The sequence below is a fragment of the Cupriavidus sp. 05N38 genome (assembly GCF_056397345.1).
The window spans coordinates 40,139-57,219 of the sequence record NZ_JBFTNF010000038.1 but is presented as its reverse complement, the minus strand read 5'-3'; the positions used below and the strand labels follow the sequence as shown (position 1 = coordinate 57,219).

Sequence of the window (17,081 nt, the reverse complement as noted above, 5' to 3'; positions counted from 1 at the left end):
CTAGAAGAAACCCTAGCCCCAAAACCGGGCATGTTGCCCCGTAATCACTCCCGGGCCTTGCCGAAGCGCGCCAGCAGCTCTCCCATGATGCCGCGGCGGAAGGTCAGCACGCAGATCACGAAGATCACGCCAGTGACCATGGTCACCGATTCGCCCAGCGAACCAAACCACTCGATTCCGGTGAGCGAGGCGAGGAAGTTGCCGATATCGCCCAGCTTGTTCTCGAGTGCCACCACCACGAAGGCACCGACCAGGGGACCCGACAGCGTACCCAGCCCGCCCACCAGCGTCATCAGGATCACCGAGCCCGACATCGACCAGTGCACGTCGGTCAGCGTGGCAAAGCCCAGCACCAGCGCCTTGATGGATCCCGCCAGTCCCGACAGCGCCGCCGACAGCACAAATACCATCAGCTTGAAGCGGTCGGTGTCGTAGCCCAGCGAGATGGTACGCGGCTCGTTCTCCTTGATCGCCTTGAGGATCTGCCCGAACGGCGAATGGACCGTCCGCACGATCAGCGCGAATGCCAGCACGATGATCAGCAGCGCCACGTAGTACAGCGTCAGGTCGCTGGCCAGCGGCAGCACCCCGAACAGCTTGCCGCGCGGGATCCCCTGCAGGCCATCCTCGCCGCCGGTATAAGGCACCTGAAGGCAGAAGAAGAACAGCATCTGCGCCAGCGCCAGCGTGATCATCGCGAAGTAGATGCCCTGGCGCCGGATCGCGATCCAGCCCACCACGTAGCCGATCAGGGCGCCCGTCAGCGTACCCAGCACCAGGCCGACCTCCGGCGTCACGCCCCAGGCCTTCATGGCATGGCCGGCCATGTAGGCCGCGCCGCCGAAGAAGGCCGCATGGCCGAACGACAGCAGCCCGGTGTAGCCGATCAGCAGATTGAAGGCGCACGCGAACAGCGCGAAGCACAGCACCTTGAGCACGAACACCGGATACGCCCCGGCCATCGGCGCCACGATCAGCGCCACCAGCAACAATCCGTACCACAGTTTCTTCTGCACGCCCTGCCCCTGTCTTGTCTGCCCCGCGGCCACTGCCGCGCCCGATGGTTGGCTCATCACTTCTCCCTCCCGAACAGCCCGGCCGGGCGCAACATCAGTACGATGACCATGATGAAGAACACCACCGTGGAGGAGGCCTCGGGATAGAACACCTTGGTCAGGCCCTCGATCACGCCCAGCCCCAGGCCGGTCAGGATCGAACCCATGATGGAGCCCATGCCGCCGATCACCACCACCGCGAACACGATGATGATCAGGTTCTGCCCCATCAGCGGCGAGATCTGGATCACCGGTGCGGCCAGCACGCCGGCGAACGCCGCCAGCGCCACGCCGAAGCCGTAGGTCAGCGTCACCATCAGCGGCACGTTGACGCCGAATGCTTCCACCAGCTTGGGGTTCTCGGTGCCGGCGCGCAGGTAGGCGCCAAGCTTGGTCTTCTCGATCAGGAACCAGGTGGAGAAGCACACCACCAGCGAGGCCAGCACCACCCAGGCCCGGTAGTTGGGCAGGATCATGAAGCCGAGGTCGGTGGCGCCGGTCAGCAGTTCCGGTGGCGAATACGGCAGGCCGGACACGCCGTAGATCGAGCGGAAGATGCCTTCGACCACCAGCGTGATGCCCAGCGTGAGCAGCAGGCCGTAGATATGGTCGAGCTTGTAGATCCAGCGCAGCATGGTGCGCTCGATCAACACGCCGAGCAGCGCCACCACCAGCGGCGACAACACCAGCATCACCCAGTAGTTGAGCTCGAAGTAGTTCATGCCCATCCAGGCCAGCACCGCGCCAAGCATGAACAGCGCCCCGTGGGCGAAATTGATGACGTTGAGCAGGCCGAAGATCACCGCCAGGCCGAGGCTCAACATCGCATAGAAGGCACCGTTGACCAGCCCCAGCAGCAGCTGGGACAGCATGGCGGGCAGAGGAATACCGAAGATGTCCATCGCGGGCGTTACCGTTCGCGCACCAGCCGGGATTCGTCGTGGCCTCCCGGGAAGGCGCAGTCAAATGAAGCGAAGCCGCGGCGCCCGGGTCACGAGCCGCCGCGGCAGGGACAACACACTCAGCTCAGGCGCTTACTTCTTGAGCAGCGCGCACTTCGACTCCGCCACCGTGGCGAAAGCCTGGTCACCCGGAATGGTGGCGACCACCTTCAGGTAATCCCACGGCTTCTTCGATTCCGCCGGCGACTTCACTTGCATCAGGTACATGTCGTGGATGCCACGGCCGTCCTGGCGGATATAGCCCTTGGTGTAGAAGTCGTTGATCTTGGCCTTCTTCAGTTCGGCCATGACCTTGTCCGGATCGTCCGTCTTGGCCGTCTCCACCGCCTTCAGGTAGGTGCGGATGGCGGAGTAGTCGGCGGCCTGCAAGCTGCTCGGCATCTTCTTCATCTTGCCGAAGAAGCGGTTGGCGAACTTGCGGGTCTCGTCGTTCATGTCCCAGTACCAGCTGTCGGTCATCAGCAGGCCTTCGGTGTTCTTCAGCCCCAGGCTGTGCACGTCGTTGATGAACATCAGCAGCCCGGCGATCTTCATCGACTTGGTGATGCCGAATTCCTTGGCCGCCTTGATCGCGTTGATGGTGTCGCCGCCGGCATTGGCCAGGCCCAGGATCTGCGCCTTCGACGACTGCGCCTGCAGCAGGAAGGAGGAGAAGTCGGAGGCGTTGAGCGGATGGCGCACCTGGCCCACCACCGTGCCGCCGTTGGCCTTCACCACCGCGGCGGTATCCTGTTCCAGCGAGTGGCCGAAGGCATAGTCGGCGGTCAGGAAGAACCACGACTTGCCGCCCTGCTTGACCACCGCGCTGCCGGTGCCCTTGGCCAGCGCAATCGTGTCATACGCATAGTGCACCGTGTACGGCGAGCACTCTTCGTTGGTCAGGCGCGCCGAGCCTGCGCCGATGTTGAAGTAGACCCTCTTCTTCTCCGATGCGACCTTGGCCATGGCCAGGCCGGTAGCGGAGTTGGTGCCGCCCAGCAGCATGTCCAGGTTCTGCTGGTCCATCCACTCGCGCGCCTTCGAGGCGGCGATGTCGGCCTTGTTCTGGTGATCCGCCGAGACCAGTTCGATCGGCTTGCCCAGCACCTTGCCGCCGGCATCCTCGATCGCCATCTTGATGGCCTCGAGACCGCCCGGGCCGTCGATGTCGGCGTACAGGCCGGACATATCGGTGATGTAGCCGATCTTGACCGTATCGCCCGAGACCTGGGCCGAAGCCGAACCCATTGCCACGCCCGCTACGATAGCCGCCAGAGCAACCGCCAGCCGAGTCATCTTCATTGCTTGTCTCCTTAGTTTCGGCGGCCCTTGTCGCCACCCGTTCCTGCCCTAAAACAATGCCTGCGATGCATGCGCGCCATACCTGTCAGGCGCGCCGCATCAGACCCCAAGCAACTCGTTGAGCACCGGCATCTTGGCCTGCAGTTCCGCCGCGGCGAAACGCTCGACGATGGTGCCGTGCTCCATCACGTAAAACCGGTCGGCCAGCGGCGCGGCGAAGCGAAAGTTCTGCTCCACCATCACCACCGTGTAGCCCTTCTTCTTGAGCATCAGGATCATGCGCGCCAGCGCCTGCACGATCACCGGCGCGAGACCCTCGGAGATCTCGTCGAGCAGCAGCAGGTTGGCGCCGGTACGCAGGATGCGCCCCACCGCCAGCATCTGCTGCTCGCCGCCCGACAGGCGCGTGCCCTGGCTCTGGCGGCGCTCCTTCAGGTTGGGGAACATCTCGTAGATCTCGGCTTCGCTCATGCCGGCGCCGACGCCGCTGCCCTTGGCTTTGAGCAATGGCGGCAGCATCAGGTTTTCCTCGCACGACAAGCTGGCGAAGATGCCGCGCTCCTCCGGGCAGTAGCCGATGCCGCAGTGCGCGATCTTGTGTGTCGGCATGCCGATGGTCTCGGTGCCATTGACGCGGATCGAACCCTTGCGCTGGCCGGTCAGGCCCATGATGGCGCGCAGCGTGGTGGTGCGCCCGGCGCCGTTGCGGCCCAGCAGCGTGACCACCTCGCCGGGGTTCACGGTCAGGTCCACGCCGTGCAGGATGTGCGATTCGCCGTACCAGGCGTGCAGGTCCTTGATTTCAAGTGCGGGCGTTGTACTCATCCTGGCTCCTCAGTGCGCGCCCTGCAGTTCGGCCTCGACGGTGCCCATATAGGCTTCCATCACGCGCGGGTCTTTCGATACCTCGGCGTACGGCCCTTCGGCCAGGATCGCGCCGCGCTGCAATACGGTGATCTTGTCGGCGATCGACGACACCACGTTCATATTGTGTTCGACCATCAGGATGGTGCGTCCCACCGCGACCTTGCGGATCAGGTCGGTGACGCGCGCCACGTCCTCGTGGCCCATGCCCTGCGTGGGCTCGTCGAGCAGCATCAGCTCCGGCTCCATCGCCAGCGTGGTGGCGATCTCGAGCGCGCGCTTGCGGCCGTACGGCAGGTTGACGGTGACGATCTGCGCCGCGTCGGTCAGGCCGACCTGATCGAGCAGTTCCATGCCGCGCGCATTGAGCGCATCGAGCGTGCGCTCGCTGCTCCAGAAATGATAGGAAGTGCCGAGCTGCCGCTGCAGGCCGATACGCACGTTCTCCAGCACCGTCAGGTGCGGGAATACCGCCGAGATCTGGAACGAGCGGATCACGCCGCGCCGCGCGATCTGCGCCGGCTTCTCACGCGTGATGTCGATGCCGTTGAAGAGGATGGTCCCCGTGGTCGGCTCGAGAAACTTGGTCAGCAGGTTGAAGCATGTCGTCTTGCCGGCGCCGTTGGGGCCGATCAAGGCATGGATGGAGCCGCGCCGCACCTTCAGGTTGACGTCGCTCACCGCGGTGAACCCCTTGAATTCCTTGGTGAGGTTCCGCGTTTCCAGGATCGTGTCTTGCTCGTTCATGGTCTCCTGCCCGCCCTCTTGCTGCGGCACCGGCTTCTGGTCGGCACCGCCAAATGGTCAGAACCGTGGCGCTGTTTGCGCCACCACCGCACGAGTCACGCCAATCCAGTTGCGCTCCCCGTGGCTATTGCGGCTTGCACGCCGCTTCTCTTCTTGTCGCCGCCGCCCGGCATGCTCACCAAGGCGCGACGCGCCCTGGGAGGGGCGCGCCAATGTGAGCGCTGCTGCACGGCATATGGGCGTCTATTGTGTGCGTCTGCTGCGTCGCAAAACATCCGGGTTTGCACTGATTATGAAACATGAACCAGATGTCAGGTCTGTGTCGTGGCTCCGTCTTTCTCTTGACCCACGTCATTGAGCGTGCCGCGCGCGCGGGCTTCGGCGGAGGAAACCTGCAGATTGGCGGGCGCGGCCGGCGCCGCGCCCTCGCCCGCCGCGCCGGCCATGCGCCGGCGGCGGTCTTCCCGGATCATGTCGCTGGCGCGCTCGGCGATCATGATGGTGGGCGAATTGGTGTTGCCCGAGGTGATCAGCGGCATCACCGACGCATCGACCACGCGCAGCCCGTCGATGCCGATCACGCGCAGGCGCTGGTCGACTACCGCGCCCGGGTCGTCGGCGCGCCCCATGCGGCAAGTGCCGACCGGGTGGAAGATGGTGGTGCCGATCTCGCCGGCAGCCTGCGCCAGCTGTTCATCGGTCTCGAAAGCCGGGCCGGGCAGCCATTCCTGCGGCTTGTATGGCGCCAGCGCGGGCGAGGCCACGATGCGCCGCGTCAGCCGCAGCGAATCCGCCGCCACCTTGCGGTCCGCTTCGGTGGACAGGTAGTTCGGCGCGATCACCGGCGCCTTGCGGAAGTCGGGGTCGCCGATGTGCACGCTGCCGCGCGAGGTCGGGCGCAGGTTGCACACGCTCGCGGTAAACGCGTTGAAGCTGTGCAGCGGATCGCCGAACTTGTCGAGCGAGAGCGGCTGCACGTGATACTCCAGGTTGGCCCGGCCCTGCGCGGCATCCGAACGCGCGAAGGCGCCGAGCTGCGACGGCGCCATGCTCATCGGCCCGCTCTGGTTGATCGCGTACTGCAGGCCGATGCCCAGCTTGCCCCACCAGCTGCCCGCGCGCGTATTGAGCGTGCGCACGCCCTCCACCTTGACCACGGTGCGCAGCTGCAGGTGGTCCTGCAGGTTCTCGCCCACGCCCGGCAAGGCGTGGCGCACCGCGATCCCGAGCGCCTGCAGGCGTTCGGGTTGGCCGACGCCGGACAGCTCCAGCAGCTGTGGCGTATTGACCGCGCCGGCCGCCAGGATGACCTCCTCGCGCGCGGCCACCGCATGCGCGGTGCCGCCGCCGAGATAGGCCACGCCACTGCAGCGGCGGCCGTCGAAGCTCAGCGCGCTGACCTGCGCCCCGGTGACGATGGTCAGGTTGGGCCGTTCGGCCGCGCGGCGCAGGAAGGCCTTGGCGGTATTCCAGCGGATGCCGCGGCGCTGGTTGACCTCGAAGTAGCCCACGCCGAAATTGTCGCCGCGGTTGAAGTCCTCGGTGCGCGGGATGCCGGCCTGCTCSGCSGCWTCGATRAAGCGCTCCAGGATRTCCCAGYGCAGCCGCTGCCCCTCGACCCGCCACTCGCCGCCGGCGCCGTGGAACTCGCTGGCGCCGCGATGATGGTCCTCGCTGCGCTTGAACAGCGGCAGCACGTTGTCCCAGCGCCAGCCGTCGTCGCCCGTCAGGCGCGCCCAGTCGTCATAGTCCTCGCGCTGGCCGCGCATGTAGATCATGCCGTTGATGGACGACGAGCCGCCCAGCACACGCCCGCGCGGATAGCCGAGCGCGCGGCCGTTGAGCCCGGCCTGCGCCGTGGTGCGGTACATCCAGTCGGTACGCGGGTTGCCGATGCAATACAGGTAGCCCACCGGGATATGGATCCAGTGATAGTCGTCGCGCCCGCCGGCTTCGAGCAGCAGCACGCTCACCTCGGGGTCCTGCGTCAGGCGGTTGGCCAGCACGCAGCCGGCCGATCCCGCGCCGACGATGATGTAGTCGTAAGTCTCCATGTTCTTGTCTTTGTCTGGCCTTGCGCCGCGAGTGGAAGGATTGAGGAAGGGCCTGCGCCCTGGCGCGGCCCGCCGTTCTTGGGCTACCGATGCGCGCGATGGTTCATCGCGCACGCCATCATGCACGCATTCACGCCTGTGGCTGCAGGTGCCTGCGCAGCCAGCCTGCCAGCACGTCGAACACCTGGCCACGCAGCGGCTGCGCCTCGTTGAAGATCTCGTGATAGGCGCTGTCGAACCAGTGCGCCTCGCACAGGTCGGGCGGCGCGCCTTCGGCGAAGCGCCGGCTACCGGCCGGGTCGACGATATGGTCGTCGCCGCCCACCAGCAGCAGCGCCGGGGCTTCCAGCATGGCCGCATCGGCCTGCGCCTGCGCCATGCCCTGGATGAAAGTCTCCAGCACGCTGGCGCTGATGGTGCCCTGCACCAGCGGATCGGCGCGGTACCGCGCCACCGCCGCCGCATCGTGCGACAGGTAGCGCGCATTGATCGGATTGGGTACGCGCAGGCGCGGCGCCAGCACCAGCAGCGTGCGATGCACCGCCAGCATCGCGCCGGACAGCCGCAGCGCCAGCGCCGGCGACGACAGCACCAGCGCCCGGATCGGCCGCACGCGTGCGGTGGCGAAGCGGGCCGCCACCAGGCCGCCCATGCTGTGGCCCAGCAGGAACGGCAGTTCCTGCCACTGGCCCACGGCCGCGTCGTGGATCTCGGTCAGGTCTTCGACATAGATATCGGGATGGCCGGCCACCATGCGCGGGCCACCGCTGGCACCGTGGCCGCGCTGGTCGTAGGCGCGCACGCGCAGGCCGAGGCCGCACAGCAGTTCGGCCACATGCTGGTAGCGCCCGCAATGCTCGGCCAGTCCGTGTACCAGCAGCAGCGAGCCGGTCGTCTCGGGAAACAAGGCAGGATCGGGCTGCCAGGTGCGCAGCAACAGTTCGGTGCCGTCGCGCATGCGTTGCCGGCTTTCGGTCGGCACCAGGGGCTGGGCGGGCTGCGCGGCCATGCCGGCACCCTCGCCGGCATGGCCGCCGGCACCGGCGCCCGGCAAGGGCTCGGCAGGGACAGCGGTACTCGGTTGGTCCATCCGGTTGGTCTCCATCTCCGTTCCGCCATGCTGCGCACCCACAACAGCRCTAGGCCGCCGTGCTGTCCTCGCCATGGCGATGGCAGGCAGGCATCCTCATTGCGCCATCGCCATCGCCATCGCCATCGCCATCGCCATCGCCTCCGCCGTCGCCGCCCTCGCCCTCGCCCGGCCGCGCCATGTCGGCCAGGATCGGGCAGTCGGGCCGGTCGTCGCCGCTGCAGGCCTCGGCCAGCTGGCGCAAGGTGTCGCGCATGGCGGCCAGTTCGGCGATACGCTGCTCGAGATCCGTCACGTGGCGCAAGGTGAGCGCCTTGACGTCGGCGCTGGCGCGCGCACGGTCGTGCCACAACGACAGCAGGCCGCGAATCTCGTCCAGCGAGAACCCGAGATTACGGGCACGCCGCACGAAGCGCAAGGTATGCACCGCGCGCTCGTCGTAGCGGCGGTAGCCGCCTTCGCTGCGCGGCGGCGCCGCCACCAGGCCGATCGACTCGTAGTGCCGGATCATCTTCGCGGAGACGCCTGAGGCCTGGGCCGCTTCACCGATATTCATACCTTCTCTCCCACCGGCTTCCAGCGCCGCAGCAGCAGTGCATTGCCGACCACGCTCACGCTGGAGAAAGCCATGGCCGCCCCCGCCACCACCGGGTTGAGCAGGCCGGCGGCCGCCAGCGGGATGCCGATCACATTGTAGAAGAAGGCCCAGAACAGGTTCTCGCGGATCTTGCGCACGGTGCGGTGCGAGATGCGCAGTGCATCGGCCACCAGCACCGGATCGCCGCGCATCAGCGTGATGCCGGCGGCATGCATGGCCACGTCGGTGCCGGTCGACATGGCGATGCCCACGTCGGCCGCGGCCAGTGCCGGCGCGTCGTTGATGCCGTCGCCCACCATCGCCACCACGGCCCCTCCCGCCTTGAGCGCGAGTACGCGCTCGGCCTTGTCGGCGGGCAGCACCTCCGCCTGCACTTCGTCCAGGCCAAGCGCCTGCGCCACGCGCGCAGCGGCGCCCTGGTTGTCGCCAGACAGCATCACGGTGCGCACGCCGGCGGCGCGCAGCCGCTCGATGGCGCGGCGCGCGCCAGGCTTGATGGCATCGCCGAAGGCCACCAGCCCCAGCACGCGCGGTGCATCCTGCGCGCTGGCGTCGATCAGCCATGACACCGTGCGCCCCTCGTCCTGCAGCGCGCGCGCGCGCGGCTCCAGCGCCCCTGCCGCCGCGCCCAGCGAGGCTCTCAGGCGCTCGCTGCCCAGTTGCAGCACCGCGCCGTCCACCGTGCCGGTCAGGCCCATGCCGGGCAAGGCGCGCACCGCGCCGGCCACCGGCGCCGTCACGCCGCGCGCGCGTGCCGCGGCCAGCACCGCGTGCGCCAGCGGATGCTCGCTGCCGGCCTGCAGCGCGGCCAGGCTGGCCAGCAAGCGCTCCTCGGCGCCCGCGCCGGCGTCGGCGGGTACCGCCAGCGCCACCACCTCGGGCTTGCCCACGGTGAGCGTGCCGGTCTTGTCGAAGGCGACCACCGTGACCCGGTGCGCAATTTCCAGCGCCTCCGCGTCCTTGATCAGGATGCCGGCACGCGCGCCCGCGCCGGTGCCGGCCATGATGGCGGTCGGCGTGGCCAGGCCCAGCGCGCACGGGCAGGCGATCACCAGTACCGCCACTGCATCGAGCAGGGCCGTTTCCCAGTTGCCGCCGATCACGCCCCAGCCCAGCAGCGTCAGCAGCGCGATGCCCAGCACCACCGGCACRAACACCGCGCTGACGCGATCCACCATGCGCTGGATCGGCGCCTTGGCCGCCTGCGCATGCTCGACCATGCGGATGATGCGCGCCAGCACCGTTTCCGCCCCCACCGCCACGGTGCGCGCCACCAGCCGGCCCTCATAGTTGATGGCGCCGCCGGTCAGGCGCGCGCCCGGCGCCTTGGGCACCGGCAGGCTCTCGCCGGTCAGCATCGATTCGTCGGCATGGCTGTTGCCTTCGATCACTTCGGCATCCACCGGCACGCGCGCGCCCGGCAGCACCACGATCTCGTCGCCCACCTGCACCGAGGCCAGCGGCACCGTGGTTTCGGCGCCGCCACGGCGCACGATGGCGCTGTCCGGGCGCAGCGCCGCCAGCGCGCGGATGGCGTCGGCGGTCTGGCGCTTGGCGCGCGTTTCCATCCACTTGCCCAGCCGCACCAGCGTGATCACCACCGCCGCGCTCTCGAAGTAGAGGTGCGGCATGCCGTCCGCGCCGCGCCACATCAGCCACAAGGACAAGCCGTAGGCCGCCGAGGTGCCCAGCGCGACCAGCAGGTCCATATTGCCCGCGCCGGCGCGCACCGCCTTCCAGCCCGCCTTGTAGAAGCGCCAGCCGAACACGAACTGCACGGGCGTGGCCAGCAGCCACTGCACCCACGCCGGCAGCATCCAGTGCACGCCGAACCACGCAAGCACCATCGGCGCCACCAGCGGCAGCGACAGCGCCGCCGAGATCGCCACCGGCCACGGACCGGACCAGAAGCCCTCGCCCGGCGCCGCGCCGGCCGGCTGCCCGCTGCTCACGGGCACGGCGCCATACCCTGCCCGCGTCACCGCCGCCGCCAGCGCGGCGGCATCCACCGCGCCGCGCAGCACGGTCACCGCGGCCTGCTCGGTGGCCAGGTTGACCTGGGCGTCGACGACGCCCGGCACGGCCTTCAGCGCGCGCTCCACGCGCGCCACGCAGGACGCGCAGGTCATATCGCTGATCGACAGGTCGATGGCCTGGCGCGGCACTTCGTAGCCGGCCGCCTTCACGGCCTCTGCCGCGGCCGGCAACACGGCCGCGCTGTCGGCCTGCAGCGTGGCCTCCTCAGTGGCGAGGTTGACCGCAACCTGGCGCACGCCGGGCACCTTGCCCAGCGCGATCTCGACACGCCGCACGCACGAGGCGCACGTCATGCCCCCAATGGGCAAACGCCATTCGGCATCCGGCGCGCCTGCTTTCGCGCCCGGCAGGGGGAGGGTCTGGGATTGAGCTGACATGGCTTTTGAGAGTGGTCCTGGTGACGACGAACTCATCATGGACCTTACCATGTTGGGAAGGTCAAGGCCGGATACAAGCAGCGAATCCGGCACGTCATGGCGCGGCGGATGCGGGCGAGAAAGCCCTTGCGCTTCCCACCATGGGAAGGTGCAAACTCCAGGCTAGATTGCAATCCGGCCGCCGCAAGCGCAGCGGTGGGTACGCGCCCGATGCAACACTTTTCACCCGTTCCAGCAGGAGAACCCAGATGATCCAGTTCCAGGTTGAAGGCATGTCGTGCGGCCATTGCGTGGGCGCCATCACGCGAGCCGTGCAGGCGCTCGATCCGGCCGCCAAGGTGTCCGCGGATATCCCCGCGCAGGCTGTCACCGTGGAGGCCACGGCCAGCAGCGAAGCGCTGCGCGCAGCGATCGAAGAGGCGGGCTACCCCGTCAAGGGATAAGGTGCTGGCGGCGGTGCGGTCGCGATGCCGCCCGCTCGCCTGCCCGCGGCCCCAAAGAAAAAGCGCCTCGCAGGCGCTTTTTTGTTTGCCCCGCGCAAGCGCGGGAGAAGTCCGCTCAGAACCGGTAGCCCACGTTCAGGAAGGTCACGACCGGGTCGATCTTGATCTTGGTATGCGACTGGACCGTCTGGTTGCCGGCCGCACCGGCGTTCTGCGCCGTGAAGCTGGCCGTGGTCGACAGCGGCACGTAGGAAACCGAGATGCCGACGAACCAGTTGTCGGTCACGGCGTAGTTCGCGCCCACGTTGAACACCGGGTTCCACGAACTCTTGGCGCTGGCCGACATCGTGGCATTCGGGCCGAACTCGGACTTCACGAAGGTCTGGTTGGTAATGGTTTCGCCGGTAAACCAGGTGTAATTCACGCCAATGCCGATATACGGGCGGAACTTGGACTTGGCATCCAGGAAGTGGTACTTCACCAGCACCGCGGGGCTCCACTGCTTCACACTGCCCAGCATGCCGTACTTGGCAAAGCTGCCCTCTCCCGCGACGTCGTGCTTGGGCGGGATACCGAAAACGAAATCCACGCCGATGTTGTCGGTGAAATAGTGCTCGAGCGAGATGCCGACCGTGTCGGCGGACTGGATCTCGGCGCCGGTGCCGGGCTTGGGCTGGCCAACCGGGAAGCCGTTGACGCTGTCCACGGTGAGCGGGTCGGCCGAGCTGTTCGGCATCACGCGGAACCAGCCCAGGCTGAGGACATTGCTGCCGGCACTTTGGGCTTGCGCCGCACCGGCGATTAGCATGGCAACGCTGGCCACCAGGATTTTTTTATGGGTCATGCCTACTCCTTGAATGCTCTTCTGCCTTGAGGTGAGGCGTGCATTATCCAGTCTGGTGTGAAGCGTCTGTTTCAAACCTGTAACGTTTTCATAGAAGCACCCCCCTAAAGGGCGGGTTAACCATTAGAAAAACGGGAAATCGGCAAGGAATCGGCGCCAAAACTGTACCGAAATTGCGACGCCTCTCCGCCGCGCGTGCTGCTGTGCGGCATAGGCCTACTGGCAAGGAGGGAATTCGGGCAGCGGCCGCCACCCGGAGCGGCTTCGGCCGCCCCTGGCGAATGCCTTACACGGCACCCGATCCGGCCGAAAGGCCGGCGCTGGCCAGCACGCAGGCCGCAAGATCCCACAAGGCATAGCCCACGCTCTTGAACACCAGGGGACTGCCGCCCCGGGCGCGTAGCGCGTCGGCAGCCAGGATGGCCTGCTCGAACGGCTGCACGGTGGCCCAGTCGATACCGGCCTGCAGCAGGTCGCCCGCCTCGTCCTCGATACCGAAGAGGGTGTCGGCCAGCAGGCGGCCATGGGCGGATGCGGCCTGGCACAGCGCGGGCGGCAACTCGCACATCTCGGGCCGGAAGGCGCCCACCGCGGCAATGAAATGGTCGTCGCGCCACAGGCCGCTGTCGAGGTCAGGCAGCACCGGCACGAGGCTCGAAGTCACGGTGACCACCATCGACACGCGCGCCAGCACGCTGCGCACGTCGTCCACCACCTGCGCCTCGGTCCCCAGCGTGCGGGCGTGCGCGGCCAGCGCCTGCGCCTTGGCGGGCGTGCGCGAATGCAGCCACACCCGGCGCGGCGCCAGGCCCGCGACAAAGGCTTCGAGATGCGTCTCGGCCTGCACGCCGGCGCCGATGATCAGCAACTCGCCATCGGGGCGCGGCGCGAACTGCTGGGCGGCAAGCAGCGATACCGCCGCGGTGCGCCGCCCGGTCACGGTGGGCCCGTCCAGCAGCGCCAGCCGCTGGCCGCTGTGCGCATCGGCCACCACCACTTCACCGAGGATGCTGGGCAGGCCGCGCGACGGATTGCCCGGGTGCACGGTGATGTTCTTGGTCATCACCAGCTCGCGGTTGCGCGCCGGCATCACCAGCAGCGTGCCCGCACCGTTTTCGGCGTCGCCGACCGGCAGCGCGATGCGCGGCGGCGCCACGGCGGTACCGGCGCGCAGCTCGGCCAGCATGTCGGCGATGGCGCGCGCCAGTTCCGGGTAAGGCAGGCGGGCGGCGGTCTGGGCGGCGTCGAGCAGGGCGAGGGACACGGCGAATGGCTCCGGAGGCGGTTTGCGATGGCGGATTATCCGCGATCTCCGTCAACGGCCCGCCGCCGGCCTGTCCTGCCCCTGCCTGCCCCACCCTGCCCGGCTACTGCGCGCTCAGCGTGCCAGCAGCGACATGGCCTGCTCCGGATAGCGCGAACCTGCCGCTGCGTCCGGCGGGAACACGGCGTCGATGGCCGCCAGGTCCGCCGCGCCGAGTTTCACGGCCAGAGCCCCCAGGTTGTCGTCCAGGTTTGCCACGCGGCGCGTGCCGGGAATCGGCAACAGATCCTCGCCCTGCGCCAGCACCCAGGCCAGCGCCAGCTGCGCCGGCGTGCATCCCTTGCCGTGCGCGATCTCCTTCACCTTGTCCGCCAGCGCAAGGTTGCGCGCGAAGTTCTCGCCCACGAAGCGCGGGCTGGTGCGGCGATAGTCGTCCGCCGCGAAATCGTCCGGGCTGCGCAGCGCACCCGTGAGGAAGCCGCGGCCGAGCGGGCTGTACGGCACGAACGCAATGCCCAGCCGCCGGCAGGTGCCGAGGATGCCCTGCTCGCCGCCCGCCTCCACGTCGCGCGTCCACAGCGAGAATTCGCTCTGCAATGCTGCGATGGGATGCACCTTGTGCGCGCGTTCCAGCGTCTGCGCGCCGGCCTCGGACAGGCCAAGCCAGCGCACCTTGCCCGCCGCCACCAGGTCGGCCATCGCACCCACGGTCTCCTCGATGGGCACCTGCGGGTCCACGCGATGCTGGTAATACAGGTCGATGTGGTCCACGCCAAGCCGTTTCAGGCTGGCATCGCAACTGGCACGCACGTACTCGGGACGGCCATCGACGCCGCGCGCGACCGGATTGGCCTGATCCCGCACGATGCCGAACTTGGTGGCCAGCACCACGCCGTCGCGGCGATCGGCAATGGCGCGCCCGACCAGGCTTTCGTTGGTATGCGGGCCGTAGATATCGGCGGTATCGATCAGGTTGACGCCGCGCGCCAGCGCATGGTGGATGGTGCGGATGGATTCGGCGTCGTCATGCGCGCCGTAGAACTCGCTCATGCCCATGCAGCCGAGGCCGAGCGGAAAAATCTCCGGGCCGTGGCGGCCCAGCTTGCGTAGTGCGGTCATGCCGACTCCTGGAAAGACGTTGGCGAAACAGCGGGACTGCCGCGCCGGCCGGCACGCGCAGCCTTGCAGCATATGCCTGTTTGGCGGCCGCCGCCGGTGCCCGCTCAGCCGCGCGCTGCGGGCCCCTTCGCCACCGCGCCGCGCACCTCGATGCCGATGCGGTCCACTATCTTGCCGTTGCCGTCGAGCAGTTCCACCTGATGCCGGCCCGGCCATGGCAGCCACGCCAGTTGCGCACCGCGCCCGAGCGGCTTGCCGTCGATGCGCCAGCGCACGCGCGGCGCCGCCTGCCCGCCCGCGCCTTCGGCATGGAACCACACGCGCTGCGCCTGCGGCGGGATATCGGGATCGAGCGCGAACACGGTGCCGTCGGCAGGGCTGGCGATGGCGGCGACGCCATCCTGCGCGGCGGCCCCGGCCTTCGCCACCGGCCGCGCACCGGCCATCTCGACCACGCGCATGGCCGTGCCCGCGAGGAACACTTCCTCGCGCGCCGGCTCGAGATCGCCGGCAAAACGCAGCGCCACGCGCTCCACGCCCGCGGGCATGGCCGGCGCCGCGCTCGGTACCGAGCGATGCAGCGCTTCCATGATGTCGTGCCACACGGGCGCCGCGCCGGAAACGCCCGATACCTCGTGCATGCTCGCGCCGCTGGCGTTGCCGACCCACACGCCCACCGTATAGCGCTGCGACCATCCGATGCACCAGTTGTCGCGCATGTCCTTCGAGGTGCCGGTCTTCACCGCGGTCCAGAAGCGCGTGGTGAGAGGGCTGTCGAGGCCGAACGTGCGCGCCCGCGCGTGACGGTCCGACAGCACGTCGGCGATCAGGTAGCTCGCCGCCGGCGACATCACCGCGCGCGCGGGCGCCGCCGGCGCATCCGCGCGCATCCGCACCGCGCCGTAGCTGCCGCCGTTGGCCAGGGCGCGATACGCATTGGCCAGCGCCAGCAGCGGCACGTCGGCGCTGCCCAGCGCCAGGCTGTAGCCGTAATAGTCGCCTGCCTGCGGCAAGGGCAGGCCCAGCGCGGTGAGGCGCTGGTGAAAACGGTGCGGCGTCACCATCACCAGCGTGCGCACCGCGGGCACGTTGAGCGACGAAGCCAGCGCCGCCCGCATGCTGACCCAGCCAGCGTAGCGGCCGTCGTAGTTCTGCGGCACGTAGAGGCCGCCACCGCCGCCGGTGGGCAGGTTGACGGGCCGGTCGTCGAGCAGCGACGCCGGCGTCAGCCTGCGCGTCTCCAGCGCCTGTTCATAGAGGAAGGGCTTGAGCGTGGAGCCGGCCTGGCGCGGCGCCGCCGCGTGGTCCACCTGGGCGGCGCCGGACAGCACGCCGGACGAGCCCACGTAGGCCAGCACATCGCCGCTCGCGTTGTCGATCACCACCACCGCGCCGTCTTCCACGTTGCGCCCGGCGAGCTCGCGCAGCTGGCGCCCCAGGCTGCCCGCCGCGATGCGCTGCAGGCCAGCGTCGAGCGTGGACGTGATCGACGGCGGCAGCGTGCCCCCCGCGGCCCCCATGCGCACCTGCGCCCTCGCCTGCGCCACCAGCAGGCGCGCCAGGTGCGGCGCAAGGTCCTGGCCGAGGGTCGCGGCCTGCGCGCCGGCCGCGCCCGGCCCGCTGCGCAGCAGGGTCAGTTGCGCGAAGCCGTCCAGCCCTTCGCAGGCTTGCGGCAACTGCTGCTCGCGCAAGATGCCGCACGCACGTTGCGCGACCTGCCCGGCGCGTGCGTTGGGCGCACGCACCAGCGCCACCGCCAGCGCGGCTTCGCGCGCGTCGAGCCCGCTGGGATATTTGCCGAACAGCGTCTGCGACAAGGCGGAAAGACCGACCATTTCACCGCGGAACGGCACCAGGTTGAGATAGGCCTCGAGGATCTGCTCCTTGCTCCAGCTGYGCTCCAGCGCGGCGGCGCGCATGGCCTGCGCCATCTTCTGGCCCACGTCGCGCCCGCTGCCGGCGCGGCGCAGGTCGTCGTCGAGCAGGCCGGCCAGCTGCATGGTCAGCGTGGACGCGCCGCGCGTGCGCGTGTTCCAGAGATTGGCCCATGCCGCCGCAGCCACGCCCTGCCAGTCCACGCCGCTGTGCGCATAGAAGCGCCGGTCCTCGGACAGCACGATGGCGGAGCGCACCGCCGGCGACATATCGGCCAGCGTGACCCAGTCGCCGCGCCGCGCGCGGAAATCATCGCGCACGCGGGACAGCGGCGCGCCGTGGCGGTCGAGCACGATCACATCCGCGCTGCGCCATCCCGCACGCACGCTGTCGAACGACGGCAACGCACCGGCACCGGCAGCACCGCCTGCGCACACCATGCAGGCGGCGACGAATACGGCGCGCAGCATC

General features: G+C 68.7%; 14 protein-coding genes. 1 reads left to right on the top strand and 13 read right to left on the bottom strand.

The genetic code is table 11. The features are described from left to right. Window positions 1-44: 44 nt before the first annotated feature. From AC1DK4_RS25195 to AC1DK4_RS25155, 9 genes are all read right to left on the bottom strand, one after another. A complete protein-coding gene (locus AC1DK4_RS25195) occupies window positions 45-1,073 on the bottom strand; it encodes a branched-chain amino acid ABC transporter permease (RefSeq protein ID WP_441612869.1) in 1,029 nt (342 codons plus the stop codon). Beyond that, window positions 1,073-1,957, bottom strand: a complete 885-nt coding sequence (locus AC1DK4_RS25190; RefSeq protein WP_441612868.1) for a branched-chain amino acid ABC transporter permease — start codon at window positions 1,955-1,957, stop codon at window positions 1,073-1,075. The genes AC1DK4_RS25195 and AC1DK4_RS25190 overlap by 1 nt, the downstream gene beginning before the upstream one ends. A 132-nt stretch (window positions 1,958-2,089) precedes the next feature. Beyond that, entirely contained in the window at window positions 2,090-3,298 is a 1,209-nt protein-coding gene (locus AC1DK4_RS25185; RefSeq protein WP_441612867.1) for an ABC transporter substrate-binding protein, read from the bottom strand. Window positions 3,299-3,397: 99 nt separating this feature from the next. After that, window positions 3,398-4,123: an ABC transporter ATP-binding protein gene (locus AC1DK4_RS25180; RefSeq protein WP_441612866.1), complete on the bottom strand. Its 726-nt coding sequence runs from the start codon at window positions 4,121-4,123 to the stop codon at window positions 3,398-3,400. A 9-nt stretch (window positions 4,124-4,132) separates the two neighbouring features. Continuing rightward, window positions 4,133-4,909: an ABC transporter ATP-binding protein gene (locus tag AC1DK4_RS25175; RefSeq protein ID WP_441612865.1), complete on the bottom strand. Its 777-nt coding sequence runs from the start codon at window positions 4,907-4,909 to the stop codon at window positions 4,133-4,135. A 311-nt stretch (window positions 4,910-5,220) separates the two neighbouring features. Next, the gene (locus AC1DK4_RS25170; protein WP_477131845.1) at window positions 5,221-6,963 is read right to left on the bottom strand and encodes a GMC family oxidoreductase; all 1,743 of its coding nucleotides are present in this window, start codon (window positions 6,961-6,963) and stop codon (window positions 5,221-5,223) included. A 130-nt stretch (window positions 6,964-7,093) separates the two neighbouring features. Next, complete coding sequence (locus tag AC1DK4_RS25165) at window positions 7,094-8,053, bottom strand: alpha/beta hydrolase (protein WP_441612863.1); 960 nt, start codon at window positions 8,051-8,053, stop codon at window positions 7,094-7,096. Window positions 8,054-8,102: 49 nt separating this feature from the next. Next, window positions 8,103-8,609 carry a Cu(I)-responsive transcriptional regulator gene (cueR, locus tag AC1DK4_RS25160; RefSeq protein WP_441612862.1) on the bottom strand — a complete coding sequence of 169 codons (507 nt, stop codon included), beginning with the start codon at window positions 8,607-8,609 and terminating at the stop codon, window positions 8,103-8,105. Next, complete coding sequence (locus AC1DK4_RS25155) at window positions 8,606-11,065, bottom strand: heavy metal translocating P-type ATPase (protein WP_441612861.1); 2,460 nt, start codon at window positions 11,063-11,065, stop codon at window positions 8,606-8,608. The genes cueR and AC1DK4_RS25155 overlap by 4 nt, the downstream gene beginning before the upstream one ends. A 248-nt stretch (window positions 11,066-11,313) precedes the next feature. Between AC1DK4_RS25155 and AC1DK4_RS25150 the strand changes: the two genes are divergently transcribed. Beyond that, window positions 11,314-11,508 carry a heavy-metal-associated domain-containing protein gene (locus AC1DK4_RS25150; protein WP_441612860.1) on the top strand — a complete coding sequence of 65 codons (195 nt, stop codon included), beginning with the start codon at window positions 11,314-11,316 and terminating at the stop codon, window positions 11,506-11,508. Window positions 11,509-11,623: 115 nt separating this feature from the next. Here AC1DK4_RS25150 and AC1DK4_RS25145 read toward each other — a convergent pair whose 3' ends face one another. From AC1DK4_RS25145 to pbpC, 4 genes are all read right to left on the bottom strand, one after another. Continuing rightward, the gene (locus AC1DK4_RS25145; protein WP_441612859.1) at window positions 11,624-12,352 is read right to left on the bottom strand and encodes an OmpW/AlkL family protein; all 729 of its coding nucleotides are present in this window, start codon (window positions 12,350-12,352) and stop codon (window positions 11,624-11,626) included. A 286-nt stretch (window positions 12,353-12,638) separates the two neighbouring features. Then, window positions 12,639-13,616: a delta(1)-pyrroline-2-carboxylate reductase family protein gene (locus AC1DK4_RS25140; protein WP_441612858.1), complete on the bottom strand. Its 978-nt coding sequence runs from the start codon at window positions 13,614-13,616 to the stop codon at window positions 12,639-12,641. A 114-nt stretch (window positions 13,617-13,730) separates the two neighbouring features. Beyond that, window positions 13,731-14,735 (bottom strand): aldo/keto reductase, encoded by a 1,005-nt coding sequence (locus AC1DK4_RS25135; protein WP_441612857.1) that lies wholly within the window; start codon window positions 14,733-14,735, stop codon window positions 13,731-13,733. Between the two features lie 104 nt (window positions 14,736-14,839). Next, window positions 14,840-17,080, bottom strand: coding sequence for a penicillin-binding protein 1C (gene pbpC, locus AC1DK4_RS25130; RefSeq protein ID WP_477131844.1), 2,241 nt, complete (start codon window positions 17,078-17,080; stop codon window positions 14,840-14,842). Window position 17,081 lies beyond the last annotated feature (1 nt).